This is a genomic window from Exiguobacterium alkaliphilum 12/1, assembly GCF_000714435.1.
Classification (GTDB): Bacteria; Bacillota; Bacilli; order Exiguobacteriales; family Exiguobacteriaceae; genus Exiguobacterium; species Exiguobacterium alkaliphilum.
Genome location: NZ_JJMW01000069.1, coordinates 119,444 through 136,105 on the forward strand (window position 1 = coordinate 119,444; position 16,662 = coordinate 136,105).

The window sequence follows — 16,662 nt, forward strand, 5'->3', positions numbered from 1 at the left end:
GAATGTTCACAATTGTGCAACAATCGCTACATCTTGCAATGGATCTCTAGGAGGTTTTAGTGGATGGCTGATAAAACGAAAATTCTAGTGGTCGACGATGAGGAAAGAATTCGTCGACTGTTGAAAATGTATCTCGAACGCGAACAGTACGTCATCGAAGAAGCGACGAACGGGGAAGAGGCGCTGCAGCTCGCACTTGAGCGTGATTATGACGTCATCTTGCTCGATTTGATGATGCCGAAGATGGACGGGGTCGAGGTGTGTACGGAACTCCGTAAGTCGAAAGCGACGCCGGTCATCATGTTGACGGCGAAAGGCGAAGAGATTGACCGGGTCCAAGGGTTCGAGGTCGGGGCGGACGATTATATCGTCAAACCGTTCAGCCCACGTGAAGTCGTCCTGCGCGTCAAGGCGCTTCTTCGCCGCTCGGGAGCGACGAAGTTCCTCCGGACGTCAGAGAAGTCGAAAGACTTGATCGTTTATCCGCATCTGACGATTGACAATGACGCCCACCGCGTCACCGTCGATGGCGAAGAGATCGCCCTCACGCCGAAAGAGTACGAGCTCTTATTCTTCTTGGCGAAACAAGTCGATAAGGTGTTCTCGCGCGAACAGTTGTTAAAAGAGGTATGGAACTATGAATTCTTTGGAGACCTTCGAACGGTCGACACGCACGTCAAACGGCTTCGTGAGAAGCTGAACCGGGTCTCCCCTGACGCCGCCCAAATGATTACGACGGTATGGGGTGTCGGCTACAAGTTCGAAGCCGTCAGTGAGTGATGGTTCGCCGTAACAGTATCGTCACGAAGCTCTGGCTGACGATTCTCGTCCTCGTCAGCCTCGTCTTGTTCATCGTCTCGGTCCTCATGCTCGAGTTCTTCAACTCGTTTCATATTGACCAGGAGCGAGGACACTTGGCCAAGCTCGGTGGACAAGTCCAGTCGGTGTTGCTTCAAGAAGGCGACACGTCGCGCACCGTCGACCAAATCATCGAGGTGTACGGGGCCAACTATATTCTAGAGAATGGTTCTGTCCGTTCGAACTTCGGGACGGAAGTGGACGGACTCATGACCGAGCTCGGACGTCAGGCGTGGGAGCCGTATCAACAAGTCGGCGAGACGGCGATTGGTAATTTTTCTTCCTTCGACGATCAAGCCGCCTTGGCGTACCGGACGACGTTCCCGCTCGAGACGGGTGACTACACGCTCTACTTGCTCGAGCCGCTCGATGCGATTTCAAGCGCCAATGAAGGGGCGCGCACGATCATCTTTTGGACCGTCGCCTCCGCGATTATCGCGACGACCGTGTTCGCGTTCTTCCTGTCGACGCGAATCACGGCGCCGCTTCGGGAGATGCGTGACGCCGTCAACAAGACGGCCGAAGGTCAATTCGATTTACGTCTCGAACAACGGACACATGATGAAATCGGACAGCTCGCCGGATCGTTCAACGCGATGAGCAGCCAGCTCGCGACGTACGTCAACGCGCTCGACCGGGAGCGGCTACAACTCGCCTCGATTTTACGCTCGATGGCCGACGGTGTCATCACGCTCGACCGCCACGCGAACGTCATCGTGACGAACCCGCAAGCCGACCCGTTGTTCATCGACGGGCAGCCGCATGACGTCGTTTTGTCACTCTATGAGGAAGTCGTCGACGGCGCCCCGGAGAAGACGATTGAAGTGAAACAGAACGAGCATTATTATACGCTCACGGTCACGCCGCTCATCGGGGAAGAGGATTTCGAAGGCGCCGTCGTCGTCATCCGCGACACGACCGAGAGCCATCGCCTCGACAAGATGCGGACCGATTTCGTGGCGAACGTCAGCCATGAGCTCAGGACCCCGCTCGTCACGCTACAAGGCTATTCGGAAGCGATTATCGACGGGATGACGGAAAGCGATGACGCGACGAAAGAATTCGCCTCCATCATCTACGATGAGTCGCTCCGTCTCGCGAGGCTTGTCAACGATTTGCTCGACCTCGCGAGAATCGAGTCGGGCAAAGAGACGATGCAGTTCATGCCGCTCGACCTCGGTGAGTTCTTGCCGCGCGTCATGCGCAAGTTTAAGCAGATGGCGAAAGAGAAAGGGATTGAACTCGATGCGAGCGCACCGAGCCGGATGCTTGAAGCAGACGGCGACCGTCTCGAGCAAGTGTTCACGAACTTGATCGGCAACGCCATCGCCCATACGGACAGCGGATCGATTCGCCTTGACGCGGTCGAGGAGGAAGACGGGGTAGTGATTCGCCTCATCGACACCGGAACGGGCATCCCGAAAGAAGACTTGCCGTTCGTGTTCGAACGGTTCTATAAAGCCGACAAGGCGCGGACGAGCGGTGGCAAGACCGGCACCGGAATCGGCCTCGCCATCGTCAAAAACGTCATCGATGCCCATCACGGATCGGTCGACGTCTCAAGTGTGCTCGGTGAGGGGACGACGTTCACGATTCGTCTCCCGTACACCCAGCCCGATGCATAATGACAATGGTGACTCCTATGGGTCACCATTTGTGGCATAAAGGAGGAAATGACATGAAACTGTACACTCGAGGCGGTGACAAAGGCGAGACGTCTCTTATCGGGGGACGCGTCTTAAAAGTTCATCCGCACATTCAGGCGATGGGGTTGTTAGATGAACTGAACAGTCATATCGGCCTCGCGCTCGCCCATCAAACCGATGATGTGCTTCGTGCCCAGCTGACGAAGATTCAACACGACTTGTTCGACCTCGGTTCAGAGCTCATGTACACTGAGACCCCACCGAAACTCGTCGATCTGGTCATCGTCACCGAGCTCGAGACATGGATTGACGAGCTCGAACCGAAATGCCCGGAACTGAAACGGTTCATCTTACCGGGTGGGAGCGTCGCTGCGGCGAGCCTGCACGTGGCGCGCACCGTCTGTCGACGTGTCGAGCGAGAGCTCGTCAATGTCGATGCGGCCTCACGCCAACTCCCATTTTATAACCGGCTGAGCGATTACTTGTTCACTGCGGCCCGTTACGCGAACGTCGTGGCCGGTGTGCCCGACCAAGAATATGCCCGTGGCGCCGATGTGTTCAAAACGAAAAAGAAAAAGGAGTAGGTCTACTTATGAAAGGAATCGAACAATTCCAACAGCGTTTGCACTATTCGGTCTATCCGACCGATAAGTTTAAGACGACGACGTGCCTCGTCTCGTTCTCGGCACCGCTTTCGAAAGAGACGATTGCCGACCGTGCGTTGTTGCCGTATATCATGGAGAAGTCGACAGCGAACTATCCATCGATTGAAGCGTTCCATACGCCGTTAGAAGAACTGTACGACGCCGCGCTCTACGCCGGCGCCTCGAAAGTCGGGGCCGAACATGTCATCCAGTTCCAACTCGAGGTCGTGAACGACAGTCTCGTCGGGGAAGCCGTACTCGCGAAGGCGATCAAACTACTAGAAGAAGTGCTGCTTCGCCCGAACGCGTTCGATGGCGCATTCCAACCGTTGATTGTGGAACAGGAACTGCGTCTTCAACGACAGCGCATCGAATCCGTCTACGATGACAAGATGCGTTTCGCCCAACAACGCCTGCAGGAGATGCTCGGCGGCGAGCTCGCCATCCCGTCGCTCGGTACGCTCGAGCAATTGGCGGAAGTGACGCCGCGCTCGTTATTCGAGGCGTACGAGGCGATGATTCAACACGACCGAATCGACGTCTACGTCGTCGGCGATGTCGACCGGGCTCAAGTGACGGAAGCGTTCGCGCCGATTGAAACGCTCGGCGCCGCGCTACCGCGCCGCTACCCAGAATCCGTCGTGCGCGAGTTCCAACGTCTCGAGGAAGCCCAGTCCATCAACCAGAGCAAACTTCACCTCGCCTATGCCGTCGATGTCGACCCGACGAGCGAGGATGCGGTCCGGATGCAAGTCGTCAACGGGTTGTTCGGTGGGTTCCCACATTCGAAGCTGTTCATGAACGTGCGCGAGAAGGAGAGCTTGGCGTACTACGCGGCCTCGCAATATAGCTCGCTTAGCCGCATGTTGTTCGTCTACGCCGGCATCGACATGACGAATCAAGCAAAGACCGAACAGATTATCACCGACCAGCTCGTTGACTTGCAGGCGGGTACGTTCGAAGAGGAGACGCTCGAGCAGACGAAAGAGATGCTCTACCACCAGCGCCGTCAGCTCGGAGACAACCCGCGTCAATTGATCGCCTGGATGAGCGGGTCGGATATCCGCCCGTTCACACTCGAGGAAGAGATGGCGATTATCGGACGGACATCGCGAGACGATGTCGCGAAGCTTGCACAACGAATCGATTTGAAGGCAGTGTATTGTTTAAAGGGGGAGACGACATGAGAGTAGAGTTTCCGCACGTCGGTGAGACGCTGCATCATACCGTGCTCGACAACGGATTGACCGTCTATTTATTGAAAAAAGTCGGCTATGAGAAGACGTACGCCACGTTCACGACGAAATACGGGTCGATTGACCGCCGCTTTAAGACGGAAGAATGGGTGGACGTGCCGGACGGGATTGCCCATTTCCTCGAGCATAAGATGTTTGAAAAAGAAGACGGGGACGTCTTCCAGAAGTTCGGGCGATTCGGGGCGTCGGCGAACGCATTCACCTCGTTCACCCGGACGGCGTATTTGTTCGGAGCGACCTCGAACGTCGAAGCGAACTTGACGACGTTGATCGACTTTGTCCAAGCACCTTATTTCACCGAGGCGTCGGTCGAGAAAGAGAAAGGGATTATCGGTCAAGAGATTCAAATGTATCAAGACAATCCCGGGTGGCGTCTATACTTTGGATTGATTGGGGCGATGTACGCCGAGCATCCAGTGAACATCGATATCGCCGGAACGATCGAATCGATTGGCAAAATCACGGCGGACGACTTGTACACCTGCCACCGCGCCTTCTACCACCCGAGCAACATGGTGTTGTTCGTCGTCGGGAACATCGATCCTGAAGGCGTGCTCGAGCAGATTAAAGCAAATCAAGCCGCGAAGACGTTCGAAGCACCCGTCTTGACGGCACGGGAACAAATCGAGGAACCAGAAGCAGTCCATCAGTCCGAACGAATCATCGAGATGGACGTCTCGGTGCCGAAAGTGATGATTGGTTATAAAGACACGCCACGTGCCGGTGCGGCGGGCATGAAGCAGGAGCTCATCGTCGAGTTGCTCCTCCACAGCCTGTTCGACACGACGGCGCCCCTTTACGCGGAACTTTATGCGGAAGGATTGATTGACGATGCGTTCTCGTTCGATTATACGTCGGAAGACACGTTCGCGTTCGCCGCGCTATCGATGGAGACGCCTCACGTCGACACGTTCGTCTCGCGCATCACGGCCGCGCTTGAACGTCCGCTCAACTTAGACGAGGCGACGCTCGACCGCAAGAAACGGATGATGAAAGGGCAATTTTTAAAAGCGCTCAACTCACCGGAGTTTATCGCCAACCAGTTTTCACGGTACGCCCTTAGCGGTGGCAACATGTTCGAGATGCCGGACGTGATCGATGAAATCACGCTCGATGACCTATACGAGGCGTACGGCCGACTGTTCCAGTCTGACAAACGAGCCGTCTCGATCGTCAAAAAGCCGTGAGAACGCTCATTACCGGTGCGAGCGGGGCGATCGGCCAAGCGGTCGCGAGAGCGTTTCGCGGTGACGCACTCATCTTGCAGGCGAATCGAAACGGCGCCACGCTCGAGGCGTTCGTGAAAGCGGAACGACTCGATGCCCGAGTCGACACGTGCGACCTCGAAGACGAAGACGCGCTCGAAGCGTGGATGACGTCAATCGAGCAAATCGACCGTCTCGTCTACGTCGCAGGGAACCACGTCCACGGCCTCGTCGTCGACCAACCGATTCACGACCTCGATCGTTTATACCGTGTCCACGTCCGTGCGCTCACACGTCTCGTTCAACGGGCCGTCGCAGCGAAACCGTATGACGCCCCGCTCGACATCGTCGTCGTCTCGAGCGTCTGGGGCGAGGTCGGGGCAGCCGGTGAAGTGTTTTACTCGACCGTGAAAGCGGCGCAGCTCGGTTTCGTCAAAGCGTTCGCCCGCGAGGCCGGACCGTTCCATGTACGCATCAACGCCGTCACGCCGGGCTGGATAGATACGCCGATGAATGATACGGTAGAAGAGACGAAAGACGAGGCGATTCAGGCGATTCCGCTCGGGCGTCTCGGCCATGTCGACGACGTGGCCCGGACGATTCGCTTCCTCTGTTCTGAGGAGGCAGGATATATGACCGGCGCCATCCTGCGAATCGATGGAGGTTGGCAGTGACGACTTCGTGAAATGGAAAAACGAGTTCTTTTCAATTCTTCTAAAATAATTTAGAATGAACAAGGTAGTGAACGTGTAGCGGAAAGGGTGGACCGGATGGATCATAAGTTCGAAGAATGGTATCTCGAGTATGAACTTTGCCAAAATCGACCTGGTATTCTCGGTGACATCGCATCACTCATGGGAATGCTCCAAATCTCAATCGTGACGATTAACGGGGTCGACCTGCAACGCCGTGGGATGCTGTTAAAAGCGCCGGCAGCCGATCACGTCCACCGACTCGAACATATCCTCCGCAAGATGGAAGCGATCGCCGTCATCAAGCTGCGTCGGCCGAAACTTCGCGACCGTATCGCGATTCGGCACGGGCGCTATATCGAACATGATAACGATGACAAAAAGACGTTCCGGTTCGTCCGCGAGGACTTAGGTGTCCTCGTCGACTTTGTCGCCGAACTGATGAAAGAAGAGCGTCACCTGTTGATTGGTGTCCGCGGCAATCCGCGTGTCGGGAAGACCGAGTCGATTGTTGCGGCCAGCGTATGTGCCAACAAGCGCTGGCTCTTCCTCTCGTCGACGCTCATGAAGCAGACGGTTCGGACATCGCTGTTTGAAGAAGAACGGGAAGGCGATCACGTCTACATAATCGACGGCGCCGTCTCGACAAGGACGATGGACGAGCGGCACCGTCAACTGATTCGAGAAGTCATGCGGCTCCCGGCCGTCAAAGTGATTGAACATCCTGACCTATACGTCCGGAACACGGACTGCGTGTTCGAGGACTTTGACTATATTATCGAGTTGCGCAACAATCAAGATGAAGTCATCATCATCCCGCAAGAAACGCATCGTGAAGCAGAATGGTTTGAATAATTATTTGAATGGAAGGTGTGGACCCCTGTGACAGAACTAGGGACTTTTTTGAAACAAAGGCGTGAGGCGAGCGGCTTGACGCTCGACCAAATCCAGCAGACGACGAAGATTCAAAAGCGCTATATCATCGCGATCGAGGAAGGTGATTATAAAAATCTCCCTGGTTCGTTCTATGCACGGGCGTTCATCAAGACGTATGCCGAGTCGCTCGGTCTAGACGTCGACGAGTTGTACGAAACGTATGCGAAAGACTTGCCGAAAATCGAACCACAACCGACGGCGCAGTTGTCTCGCAAACAGACGTACTCGAAAGCATCGGAGACGTCGAGCCGCATCTCACGTTGGGTGCCGAAAGTGATGCTCGTTCTCGTCGCCTTCTTGCTCATGACGGCCGTGTGGTACGTGGTCCGAAGCCTTGATTTCGGCGGGCAAGACGCTTCACCGAACGAGGCGCCGAGCTCTGGCGTGTCGATCAACCAAAATGAAGAAGTGCCAGAAGAAGAGCCGGCTGAAGAAGCGCCGGTCGAGGAAGAGCCAGTCGAGGAAGAGCCAGTCGAAGAGACAGGCCCAATCGCCGTCACCGAGACGAACGGAGCCGACTTGACGTATGAGATTGCGACCGATGAGCGATTGACGACCGAGATTCATGTGAAGGAGTCACCGGCGACGTATGTCGGGGTCCGCGATACGTCGCTTGAAGGACCGTTCCTCGCACCTGAGTATCCGAACCAATCGAAACAAAATCCAATCGTCATCGAAGACGCCGAGACGGACACGCTACGCATCCGAATCGGTTTGATCGGTGGCGTCGAGAAAATCGTCGTCAACGGTCGAGAGCTCGAACTAGCCGATTCACCGGTCACACAAAATATTTTTGTGAAGAGAGTCGATGCTGAATAAGCCGACGCTCTTCTAGAGGAGGAGTTCTCGATGAACCTACCTAACCGCTTGACGATGTTACGGGTCGTATTGATTCCCGTCTTCGTCGTCTTGCTCGCAGTAGACTTTGAGTGGGGAGACATCGCTTTCCTCGGAGCGGAAGTCCCGCTCCATCAATTTTTAGCCGCCGTCGTCTTCACGGTCGCGGCCATCACCGATTGGCTGGATGGCCATTTGGCGAGAAAGCACAACTTGGTGACGAACTTTGGGAAGTTCATGGATCCGCTCGCAGACAAATTGCTCGTCACCGCGGCGCTCGTCTTGCTCGTCGAGATGAATCTCGTCGCGGCGTGGGTCGTCGTCGTCATCTTGTCGCGTGAGTTTGCCGTGACCGGGCTGCGACTCGTCGCAGCCGATGAAGGCATCGTCGTCGCGGCCGGTAAGTCAGGCAAGGCGAAGACGTGGGTCCAGCTGTTTGCCATCATCTTCTTATTGTTCGGGAACCCGATTTTTAGTTACGTCGGCATCCCGTTCGGAGAGTGGGCGATGTGGCTCGCTCTCGCCTTGACGATTTATTCGGGAGCCGAATATTTCGCCCAAAACTATAAAATCATTGTAAAGTCGATGTGAATCGAGGAGACGAGTTGTGGTTGCAACTCGTCTTTTTTGAATCGTGAGGAGGAGAATCCATGCAACGGACCGAAATCATTGCGGTAGGTTCTGAACTACTGCTAGGCGAAATCACAAACACGAACGCGCGTTACATCTCACTTCAATTGTCGAAGCATGGCATCCCCGTCCTGTATCATGTAGTCGTCGGGGATAACGCCGCGCGCCTTAAAGAGACGTTCGCCAAGGCGCGGGAGCGCAGCGACTTCGTCATCGTCACCGGCGGGCTCGGCCCGACGAATGACGACATCACGAAGACGGTTCTCGCCGACTTACTCGGCCGTCGAATCACCCGGGACGAAGCCTCGCTCGACACGATTGCGCGATTCGTCCGCTCGCGAGGACGTGAATTGAACGAAGGGGACCGTCGGCAAGCCGACGTGTTAGAAGGTTGTGAGGTGCTCGCCAACCCGGTCGGTCTCGCTCCCGGGATGTGGCTAGACGATGGGGGGACGACGTGGCTCCTCTTGCCGGGCGTCCCTCGGGAGATGAAGGCGCTCGTCGAAGCGACGTTTCCGCAAAAGTTTTCGGGGGCGACACTCGTATCCGAGTCGCTCCGTTTCTATGAGATAGGCGAATCGGCACTCGATGACGCCGTGTCGCACTTGATGACCGGATCGAATCCGACCGTCGCCCCGTATGCGGAGTCCGGGGAGGCGCGGCTACGGATCAGTGCGAAGGCGACAACGGAAAGCGAGGCAAACGAGATGATTGCCGCCGTGAAGCAAGATATTTTGAACCGTGTCGGCGCCTATTATTTTGGGTCGGATGAGGATACGTTGGCGACCGCGTTGCTTCGCGAACTCGAACGTCGACAGTCCACGTTGTCCGTCGCCGAGTCGTTGACGGGCGGACGCGTCCAAGCGATGCTCACCGCCGTCCCGGGTGCGTCGAACGTGTTTCGAGGTGGCGTCGTCACGTACTCCGACGAGCTAAAAAATAGGTGTTTAGGGGTGTCTCTTGCTACAATAAAGTCTCACTCGGTCGTCTCAAAAGAAGTGGCTTTTGAGATGATCCACGGCTTGATTCAACTGACGTCGACCGATTATGGGTTGGCTTATACAGGAGAGGCCGGTCCCGTCTCAAGTTCCGGACGGCCTGTCGGGACGGTATATATCGGCGTGAAGACGAGACGTGGCATTGATGTGATTGAACGCCACTATCCGCATCAAGAACGACACGTGATTCAAGAACGGGCCGCAAAAGATGGATTATGGGCATTATTGAAACGAGTAAAAAAAGGCGAATAAACGTTCGCAAAAAACTTGTGTATGTGATGTCGTTAGCTTATAATAGGAGTATCAATCAAAGGAGGCTCATTTATCTATGAGTGATCGTAAACAAGCGTTAGACATGGCGTTACGCCAAATCGAGAAACAGTTCGGTAAAGGCTCAATCATGCGCCTTGGTGAAAATACAGATCAACAAGTATCGGTCACACCGTCAGGGTCGATCGCCCTCGACATCGCCCTCGGCGCCGGCGGCTATCCGCGGGGACGCGTCATCGAAGTGTACGGACCAGAATCTTCAGGTAAGACGACAGTAGCCCTCCACGCGATCGCCGAAGTACAAAAACGCGGAGGTCAGGCAGCGTTCGTCGATGCCGAGCACGCCCTCGACCCGAAATACGCGAAGAACCTCGGTGTCAACATCGACGAGCTTCTCTTGTCACAGCCTGATACAGGGGAGCAAGCGCTTGAAATCGCTGAGGCGCTCGTCCGTTCAGGTGCGGTCGACATCCTCGTCGTCGACTCGGTTGCGGCACTCGTCCCGAAAGCCGAGATTGAAGGGGAAATGGGGGACTCGCACGTCGGTCTCCAAGCCCGTCTCATGAGCCAAGCGCTCCGTAAGTTGTCTGGGGCGACGAACAAGTCGAAGACGATCGTCATCTTCATCAACCAAATCCGTGAGAAGATTGGGATCATGTTCGGGAACCCGGAAACGACTCCAGGTGGACGTGCCCTCAAGTTCTACTCGTCTGTCCGTCTTGAAGTGCGTCGTGCTGAGACGCTCAAGCAAGGACAAGACATGGTCGGGAACCGGACGAAGATTAAAGTCGTCAAAAACAAGATCGCACCACCGTTCAAAACGGCGGAAGTTGACATCATGTACGGAGAAGGAATCTCACGTGAAGGGGAGCTCATCGACATCGGGGCCGACCTCGATATCGTTCAAAAGAGCGGTGCGTGGTACTCATACAATGAAGAACGTCTCGGTCAAGGCCGTGAGAATGCCAAACAGTTCATGAAAGAGAATCCGCACGTCGCGGCAGCTGTCGAAGAACAGATTCGCGATCATTACGGGTTGAACGGCGAAAAAACGGTCACCGTCGCTGCGGAAGACGATGAAGTGCTCTCGCTTTTAGATGAGGAATAAGTGACACGTCTCACTCAGAGGATTCTGAGTGAGATTTTTTTAGTATTAATTTTTTTATGAATTGGTAGTTCTATCCTGTCCGCGCATTGCATTCTCCTATGTAAATAAGTACAATAAAGCTATACGCGGGCTCGCTCGCGTATTCATTCATGAAAAAATAAAATAACCTTGCGAAAGGGAGGTGAACATGATGGAATGGCTATTAGAGCTTATTCTGATCCTCCTTTTGCCGATAGCTTTTGTTGCAGGTTTTTTTGTGCGTAAATCGATCGCCGAAGCGAAGATTCAAGGTGCTGAGACGGAAGCGACCAAGATTGTAGAGCAAGCGCGACAACAATCGGAAGCGATGCAAAAAGAAGCACGGCTTGAAGTAAAAGAAGAGATGATTCAACTTCGCAACGAGACGGAGCAAGAACTGCGCGAACGTCGCGAAGAGCAAAAGGTGAAAGAGAACCGCCTCGTTCAAAAAGAAGAGGTCCTCGACCGGAAAGCAGACATGCTCGAACGGAAAGAAGACTCACTCGACGAACGGGAAGCGACACTCGCGAAACGCAAACGCGAAGCCGAGACGCTTGAGAGCAAAGTGGAGGAACTGTACGAGGAAGCGCGCCAAGAACTCGTTCGCGTCGCAGCCTTGTCGAAAGAAGAAGCACGGACCATCATCATGGACGAAGCGAAGCAGGAAGCGCTTCACGATGCTGCTCTCCTTCAAAAAGAAATCGAGCAAAAAGCAAAATTTGAAGCTGATAAAAAAGCGAAGCACCTCTTGTCGCTCACGATGCAACGTTACGCCGCCGAGCATGTGGCCGAGACGACGGTATCGGTCGTCAACTTGCCGAGCGATGAGATGAAAGGCCGCATCATCGGGCGCGAAGGACGTAACATCCGGACGCTCGAGACGCTCACAGGTATTGACCTCATCATCGATGACACACCGGAAGCGGTCATCCTATCCGGATTCGACCCGGTCCGTCGTGAAATTGCCAAGATGACGCTCGAGAAACTCGTCCAAGACGGTCGGATTCACCCGGCCCGAATCGAAGAGATGGTCGAGAAGTCACGCCGTGAAGTCGATGAGCGCATCCGTGAATACGGGGAAGAAGCGACGTTTGAGGCCGGCATCCACGGTGTCCATCCAGACCTCGTCAAGACGCTCGGTCGCATGCGCTACCGGACGAGCTACGGTCAAAACGTACTCGCCCACTCGGTCGAAGTGGCACATCTCGCCGGCATGATGGCCGCCGAGCTCGGAGAAGACGTGACGCTCGCGAAACGAGCGGGTCTCCTCCACGACATCGGGAAAGCGATTGACCATGAGGTCGAAGGCAGCCACGTCGAGATTGGCGTCGAGCTGGCCACGAAGTACAAAGAGCATCCGGTCGTCATCAATTCGATCGCCTCGCACCACGGAGACGTCGAAGCGACATCGACGATTGCAGTGCTCGTCGCTGCGGCCGACGCGTTGTCAGCGGCACGGCCTGGTGCCCGCCAAGAGACGCTCGAAAGCTACATTCGTCGCTTAGAGCGCCTCGAATCGATTTGTGAATCGTTCGATGGCGTCGAGAAATCATACGCGATTCAAGCAGGTCGAGAAGTGCGCATCATCGTACGTCCGGACGTCGTCGACGACGTCGTGGCAAGCAAGATGGCACGCGATATCTGTAAGCGGATTGAAGATGAACTCGATTATCCAGGACAAATTAAAGTGACGGTCATCCGCGAAACGCGGTCCGTCGATTATGCGAAGTAAAAAAGCGGAGACCTTCTCCGCTTTTTCTATTGATGGAGGAGGAACAGCATGAAAATTTTATTTATCGGTGACGTCGTCGGGAAACCGGGACGGGACATTTTGGCCGCGCAAATCGGTCGTTTGAAAGACAAATACAACCCGACGTTCATGCTCGTCAACGGCGAGAACGCGGCGAACGGGCGCGGCATCACGAAGAAGATTTACCAACAGTTTTTAGAGCTCGGTTTCCATGGTGTGACGATGGGGAACCATACGTGGGACAACCGCGACATCTTCGATTGGATTGATGATGCCGACCGCATTGTCCGCCCGGCCAACTATCCGGACGGGACACCAGGCGTCGGGGTGATGGTGTTGAAGCAGCGCGGGAAGAAGCTCGCCGTCATCAATGCGATGGGGACGGTCTTCCTCCCGTCGCTCAACTGTCCGTTTCGAACGGTCGATGCATTGATTGAAGAGGTGAAAGATGACGTCGACGCCATCTTCGTCGATATGCACGCTGAGGCGACGAGCGAGAAGATTGCGATGGGCTACCACTTAGACGGTCGTGTCCAAGCGGTCGTCGGCACACACACGCACGTTCAGACGGCCGATGAGCGCGTGCTCGCGGGTGGGACGGCCTATATCACAGACGTCGGCATGACGGGACCGCTCGACGGTGTGCTCGGTATGGACGCGGACGTCGTGTTGAAAAAATTCCTGACACAACTGCCGGTCCGGTTTGAAGTTGCCGAGGGACGGGAACAACTAAATGGAGTTTTAATCACAATCGATGACCAATCGAAGCGAGCCACAAAAATCGAACGCATACACCTAGACGATCAGACCGTTTGGTTTGACTGAACAACCTACCCGAGGGGGAAACAAGAATGGACGTACTCAAAGTTTCGGCAAAATCGAATCCCAACTCCGTTGCGGGTGCACTCGCTGGCGTACTTCGTGAAAAGGGAACGTGTGAAATTCAAGCAATCGGCGCCGGAGCGCTCAATCAATCGATTAAGGCGGTCGCCATCGCGCGCGGTTTTGTCGCGCCGAGCGGTCTCGACTTGATTTGTATTCCGGCGTTCACGGATATTTTGATTGACGGGGAAGAACGAACTGCGATTAAGCTCATCATCGAACCGAGATGAGCTTGCGGTCGGGACATAGGTCCTATTCTTGTAAAGAGGAGCCATCGGCGCGGATGGCTCCTCTTTTTTTGATTGAAATCCGACGTTCTGTCTTCTCAGTTTCGTCATTTTATGACAAGATGAAAGGGAACGTGAAGTTCGATTAAGAGATAAGAGGGGGACGTTTTCGATGGAACAGCTCGTGTCAACGACAGAGAAGGAAGCAACGACACCTGTTATGAAAGCGATTCAAAAACATGCGGCCGGGTTCGGGGCAAAATTGGTCGAAGTACCGATTCCGACGCCAGGTCCGGGTGAAGTATTAATCAAAGTGACGGCGACATCGATTTGTGGGACCGATGTCCACATTTATGAGTGGGACGATTGGGCGAAGAGCCGCGTCAAGCCGCCGTACGTGTTCGGTCACGAGTTCTCGGGGGAAGTCGTGGCGCTCGGGGAAGGGGCGAAGCGCATCAAAATCGGTCAAGCCGTTTCGGCCGAGACGCACATCGTCTGTCACCAGTGTAAACAGTGTCTGCGCGGACAATATCACATCTGTAAGAACACGAAGATCATCGGCGTCGACACGCAAGGGTGCTTCGCCGAGTACGTCGTCATGCCGGAAGAAAATCTATGGGTCAACCCAGACTCGATGCCGGCGAAGCTCGCCTCGATTCAGGAGCCGCTCGGCAATGCCGTCCATACGGTGCTCGCGAGCGACGTGTCGGCCAAATCGGTCGCCATCGTCGGCTGCGGACCGATCGGGCTCATGGCCGTCGGGGTCGCCAAGGCGGCCGGGGCGAGCCGTGTGTATGCGATTGACGTCAACCCGTATCGGTTGAAGCTCGCCGAAGAGATGGGGGCGGAGGTCGTCATCAATAGCTTAGAAGAGAATCCGCTCGAGTTGATTATGAACGAGACGGACGGAGACGGCATCGATGTCGTCTGTGAGATGAGCGGGCATCCCGTCGCGATTGATCAAGCGTTCAAGATGGTCACGGCAGGGGGCGACGTCAACGTGTTGTCCCTTCCGGCGAAACCGGTCGCCATCGACTTGACGCGCGACGTCGTCTTTAAAGGGGTCCGAGTTCAAGGAATCACCGGGCGCAAGATGTATGAGACGTGGGGCCAAGTGTCGACGATGCTTGCGACCGGGCAATTGAACGTCGAACCGATTATCACCCACGTGTTCAAGCTCGAGGAGTTCGAGCAAGGTTTCGAGCTCATGCGGGCCGGGAAATGTGGAAAGGTCGTCTTATTACCATAAACAGGGGGAATCGATATGGCATTTGAACATATTACAGAAGCAGTCAATGAGATGAAGCAAGCGGGCACGTTCCGCTCGCTCGTGCCGCTCGAGTCGGCGCAAGGGAACGAGGTCACGATCAATGGGAAGTCGCTCGTGCAATTGTCATCGAACAACTATCTCGGCCTCGCCAACCATCCACGTCTGAAGCAAGCGGCGATTGAAGCGGTCGAACAGTTCGGCGCCGGTACGGGCTCGGTCCGGACGATTGCCGGGACGTTCAAGATGCATGAGGCGTTCGAACGTGAGCTCGCCGAGTTCAAACATACGGAAGCGGCACTCGTGTTCCAGTCGGGCTTCGCAACGAACCTCGGCGTCTTGTCGGCGCTCCTCGGTCCGGAAGACGTCGTCATCAGTGACGCGCTCAACCACGCCTCGATTATCGACGGCATCCGCTTGACGAAGGCGGCCCGTCGCATCTATAAACACGTCGACCTCGCCGATTTAGAGGTGGCGTTGAAAGAGACGCAAGACTATCGGACGCGCCTCATCGTCACGGACGGCGTCTTCTCGATGGACGGAAACATCGCCCCGCTCCCAGAGATCGTCGAGCTCGCCGAGAAGTATGACGCGGCGGTCATGGTCGACGATGCGCACGCCTCGGGCGTCCTCGGTCAGAACGGGCGCGGGACGGTCAATCACTTCGGACTCGATGGACGGGTCGCGCTCCAAGTCGGGACGCTCTCAAAAGCAATCGGTGTCCTCGGCGGTTACGTCGCCTGTTCGAACGACGTCCGTGACTTCTTGATTCAAAAAGGACGTCCATTTTTGTTCTCGACGTCACACCCGCCAGCGGTCGTCGCGGCGAACCGCGAGGCGATTCGTGTTATGAAAGAGGAAGAAGAGCTGTTCGATAAGCTTTGGGCGAACACGGAGTTCTTCAAGACGGGTCTTCGTGACCTCGGCTTCGACATCGGTCACGCGACGACGCCGATCACACCGGTCATGCTCGGCGAAGAGACGCTCGCGCACACGTTCTCGGACAAGCTGAAAGACCATGGCGTGTTCGCACAGAGCATCGCCTTCCCGACGGTCGAGAAAGGCAAGGCGCGGATCCGGACGATCGTGACGGCGGAACATACACGTGACGACCTCGAACGCGCGCTCGCTGCCTTCAAGGCGGTCGCCGAAGAATTGAACGTGACGCTCCACGCGTAAACTTGAGACTGCAGACGAACTGTCTGCAGTTTTTTTGTGTCTTAGTAAGTGCAGGATTGTTCTCGATTTTTCAATCAATCGTGCAGCCCGACCAATCGAGGAGTGGGCGATTAGTGTTTTAAACAAGGTAGTGCGTTTCATCTTGAAAATTTTGGTAGACATTTCAAAGGGGAGACTATAAAATTTGAAGAGAAATATTTTAAAAAGTATTTTTATTTCAAATACCGAATTGAAATTAAAAGTTTGGAGAAATATAGGG

16 protein-coding genes are annotated in these 16,662 nt (G+C 55.1%); all 16 read left to right on the forward strand.

Annotation, left to right across the window (positions count from 1 at the left end):
- The first annotated feature begins 63 nt into the window (after nt 1–63).
- The 16 genes from RT52_RS15120 to RT52_RS15195 all read left to right on the forward strand — a co-directional run bounded on the left by RT52_RS15120 (nt 64) and on the right by RT52_RS15195 (nt 16,403).
- Nucleotides 64–780, forward strand: coding sequence for a response regulator transcription factor (locus RT52_RS15120; protein ID WP_034818204.1), 717 nt, complete (start codon nt 64–66; stop codon nt 778–780).
- Nucleotides 780–2,483: a sensor histidine kinase gene (locus RT52_RS15125; protein WP_034818207.1), complete on the forward strand. Its 1,704-nt coding sequence runs from the start codon at nt 780–782 to the stop codon at nt 2,481–2,483. Before RT52_RS15120 ends, RT52_RS15125 begins: the two co-directional genes overlap by 1 nt.
- Before the next feature lie 53 nt (nt 2,484–2,536).
- On the forward strand, nt 2,537–3,088 hold the full coding sequence (locus tag RT52_RS15130; RefSeq protein WP_034818209.1) for a cob(I)yrinic acid a,c-diamide adenosyltransferase: 552 nt from the start codon (nt 2,537–2,539) through the stop codon (nt 3,086–3,088).
- 8 nt (nt 3,089–3,096) lie between these two features.
- On the forward strand, nt 3,097–4,335 hold the full coding sequence (gene yfmF / locus RT52_RS15135; protein ID WP_034818211.1) for an EF-P 5-aminopentanol modification-associated protein YfmF: 1,239 nt from the start codon (nt 3,097–3,099) through the stop codon (nt 4,333–4,335).
- Nucleotides 4,332–5,591: an EF-P 5-aminopentanol modification-associated protein YfmH gene (gene yfmH / locus RT52_RS15140; protein ID WP_034818213.1), complete on the forward strand. Its 1,260-nt coding sequence runs from the start codon at nt 4,332–4,334 to the stop codon at nt 5,589–5,591. The genes yfmF and yfmH overlap by 4 nt, the downstream gene beginning before the upstream one ends.
- Nucleotides 5,588–6,283 carry an SDR family NAD(P)-dependent oxidoreductase gene (locus tag RT52_RS15145; RefSeq protein WP_034818215.1) on the forward strand — a complete coding sequence of 232 codons (696 nt, stop codon included), beginning with the start codon at nt 5,588–5,590 and terminating at the stop codon, nt 6,281–6,283. The genes yfmH and RT52_RS15145 overlap by 4 nt, the downstream gene beginning before the upstream one ends.
- Nucleotides 6,284–6,379: 96 nt before the next feature.
- Complete coding sequence (locus RT52_RS15150; protein ID WP_024371601.1) at nt 6,380–7,156, forward strand: YmfK family protein; 777 nt, start codon at nt 6,380–6,382, stop codon at nt 7,154–7,156.
- Between the two features lie 48 nt (nt 7,157–7,204).
- Nucleotides 7,205–8,056, forward strand: a complete 852-nt coding sequence (locus RT52_RS15155; protein ID WP_245175569.1) for a helix-turn-helix domain-containing protein — start codon at nt 7,205–7,207, stop codon at nt 8,054–8,056.
- 30 nt (nt 8,057–8,086) lie between these two features.
- Complete coding sequence (gene pgsA, locus RT52_RS15160) at nt 8,087–8,665, forward strand: CDP-diacylglycerol--glycerol-3-phosphate 3-phosphatidyltransferase (protein ID WP_034818218.1); 579 nt, start codon at nt 8,087–8,089, stop codon at nt 8,663–8,665.
- A gap of 59 nt (nt 8,666–8,724) precedes the next feature.
- The gene (locus RT52_RS15165; RefSeq protein WP_034818220.1) at nt 8,725–9,954 is read left to right on the forward strand and encodes a competence/damage-inducible protein A; all 1,230 of its coding nucleotides are present in this window, start codon (nt 8,725–8,727) and stop codon (nt 9,952–9,954) included.
- Between the two features lie 76 nt (nt 9,955–10,030).
- A complete protein-coding gene (gene recA / locus RT52_RS15170) occupies nt 10,031–11,080 on the forward strand; it encodes a recombinase RecA (RefSeq protein WP_034805051.1) in 1,050 nt (349 codons plus the stop codon).
- A 187-nt stretch (nt 11,081–11,267) separates the two neighbouring features.
- Nucleotides 11,268–12,830: a ribonuclease Y gene (gene rny / locus RT52_RS15175; RefSeq protein ID WP_034818221.1), complete on the forward strand. Its 1,563-nt coding sequence runs from the start codon at nt 11,268–11,270 to the stop codon at nt 12,828–12,830.
- Nucleotides 12,831–12,878: 48 nt separating this feature from the next.
- Nucleotides 12,879–13,673: a TIGR00282 family metallophosphoesterase gene (locus RT52_RS15180; protein ID WP_034805045.1), complete on the forward strand. Its 795-nt coding sequence runs from the start codon at nt 12,879–12,881 to the stop codon at nt 13,671–13,673.
- Between the two features lie 26 nt (nt 13,674–13,699).
- Nucleotides 13,700–13,960 (forward strand): stage V sporulation protein S, encoded by a 261-nt coding sequence (locus tag RT52_RS15185; protein WP_024371608.1) that lies wholly within the window; start codon nt 13,700–13,702, stop codon nt 13,958–13,960.
- Between the two features lie 169 nt (nt 13,961–14,129).
- Nucleotides 14,130–15,206: an L-threonine 3-dehydrogenase gene (gene tdh, locus RT52_RS15190; protein ID WP_051690386.1), complete on the forward strand. Its 1,077-nt coding sequence runs from the start codon at nt 14,130–14,132 to the stop codon at nt 15,204–15,206.
- Between the two features lie 15 nt (nt 15,207–15,221).
- A complete protein-coding gene (locus RT52_RS15195) occupies nt 15,222–16,403 on the forward strand; it encodes a glycine C-acetyltransferase (protein ID WP_034818223.1) in 1,182 nt (393 codons plus the stop codon).
- Nucleotides 16,404–16,662 lie beyond the last annotated feature (259 nt).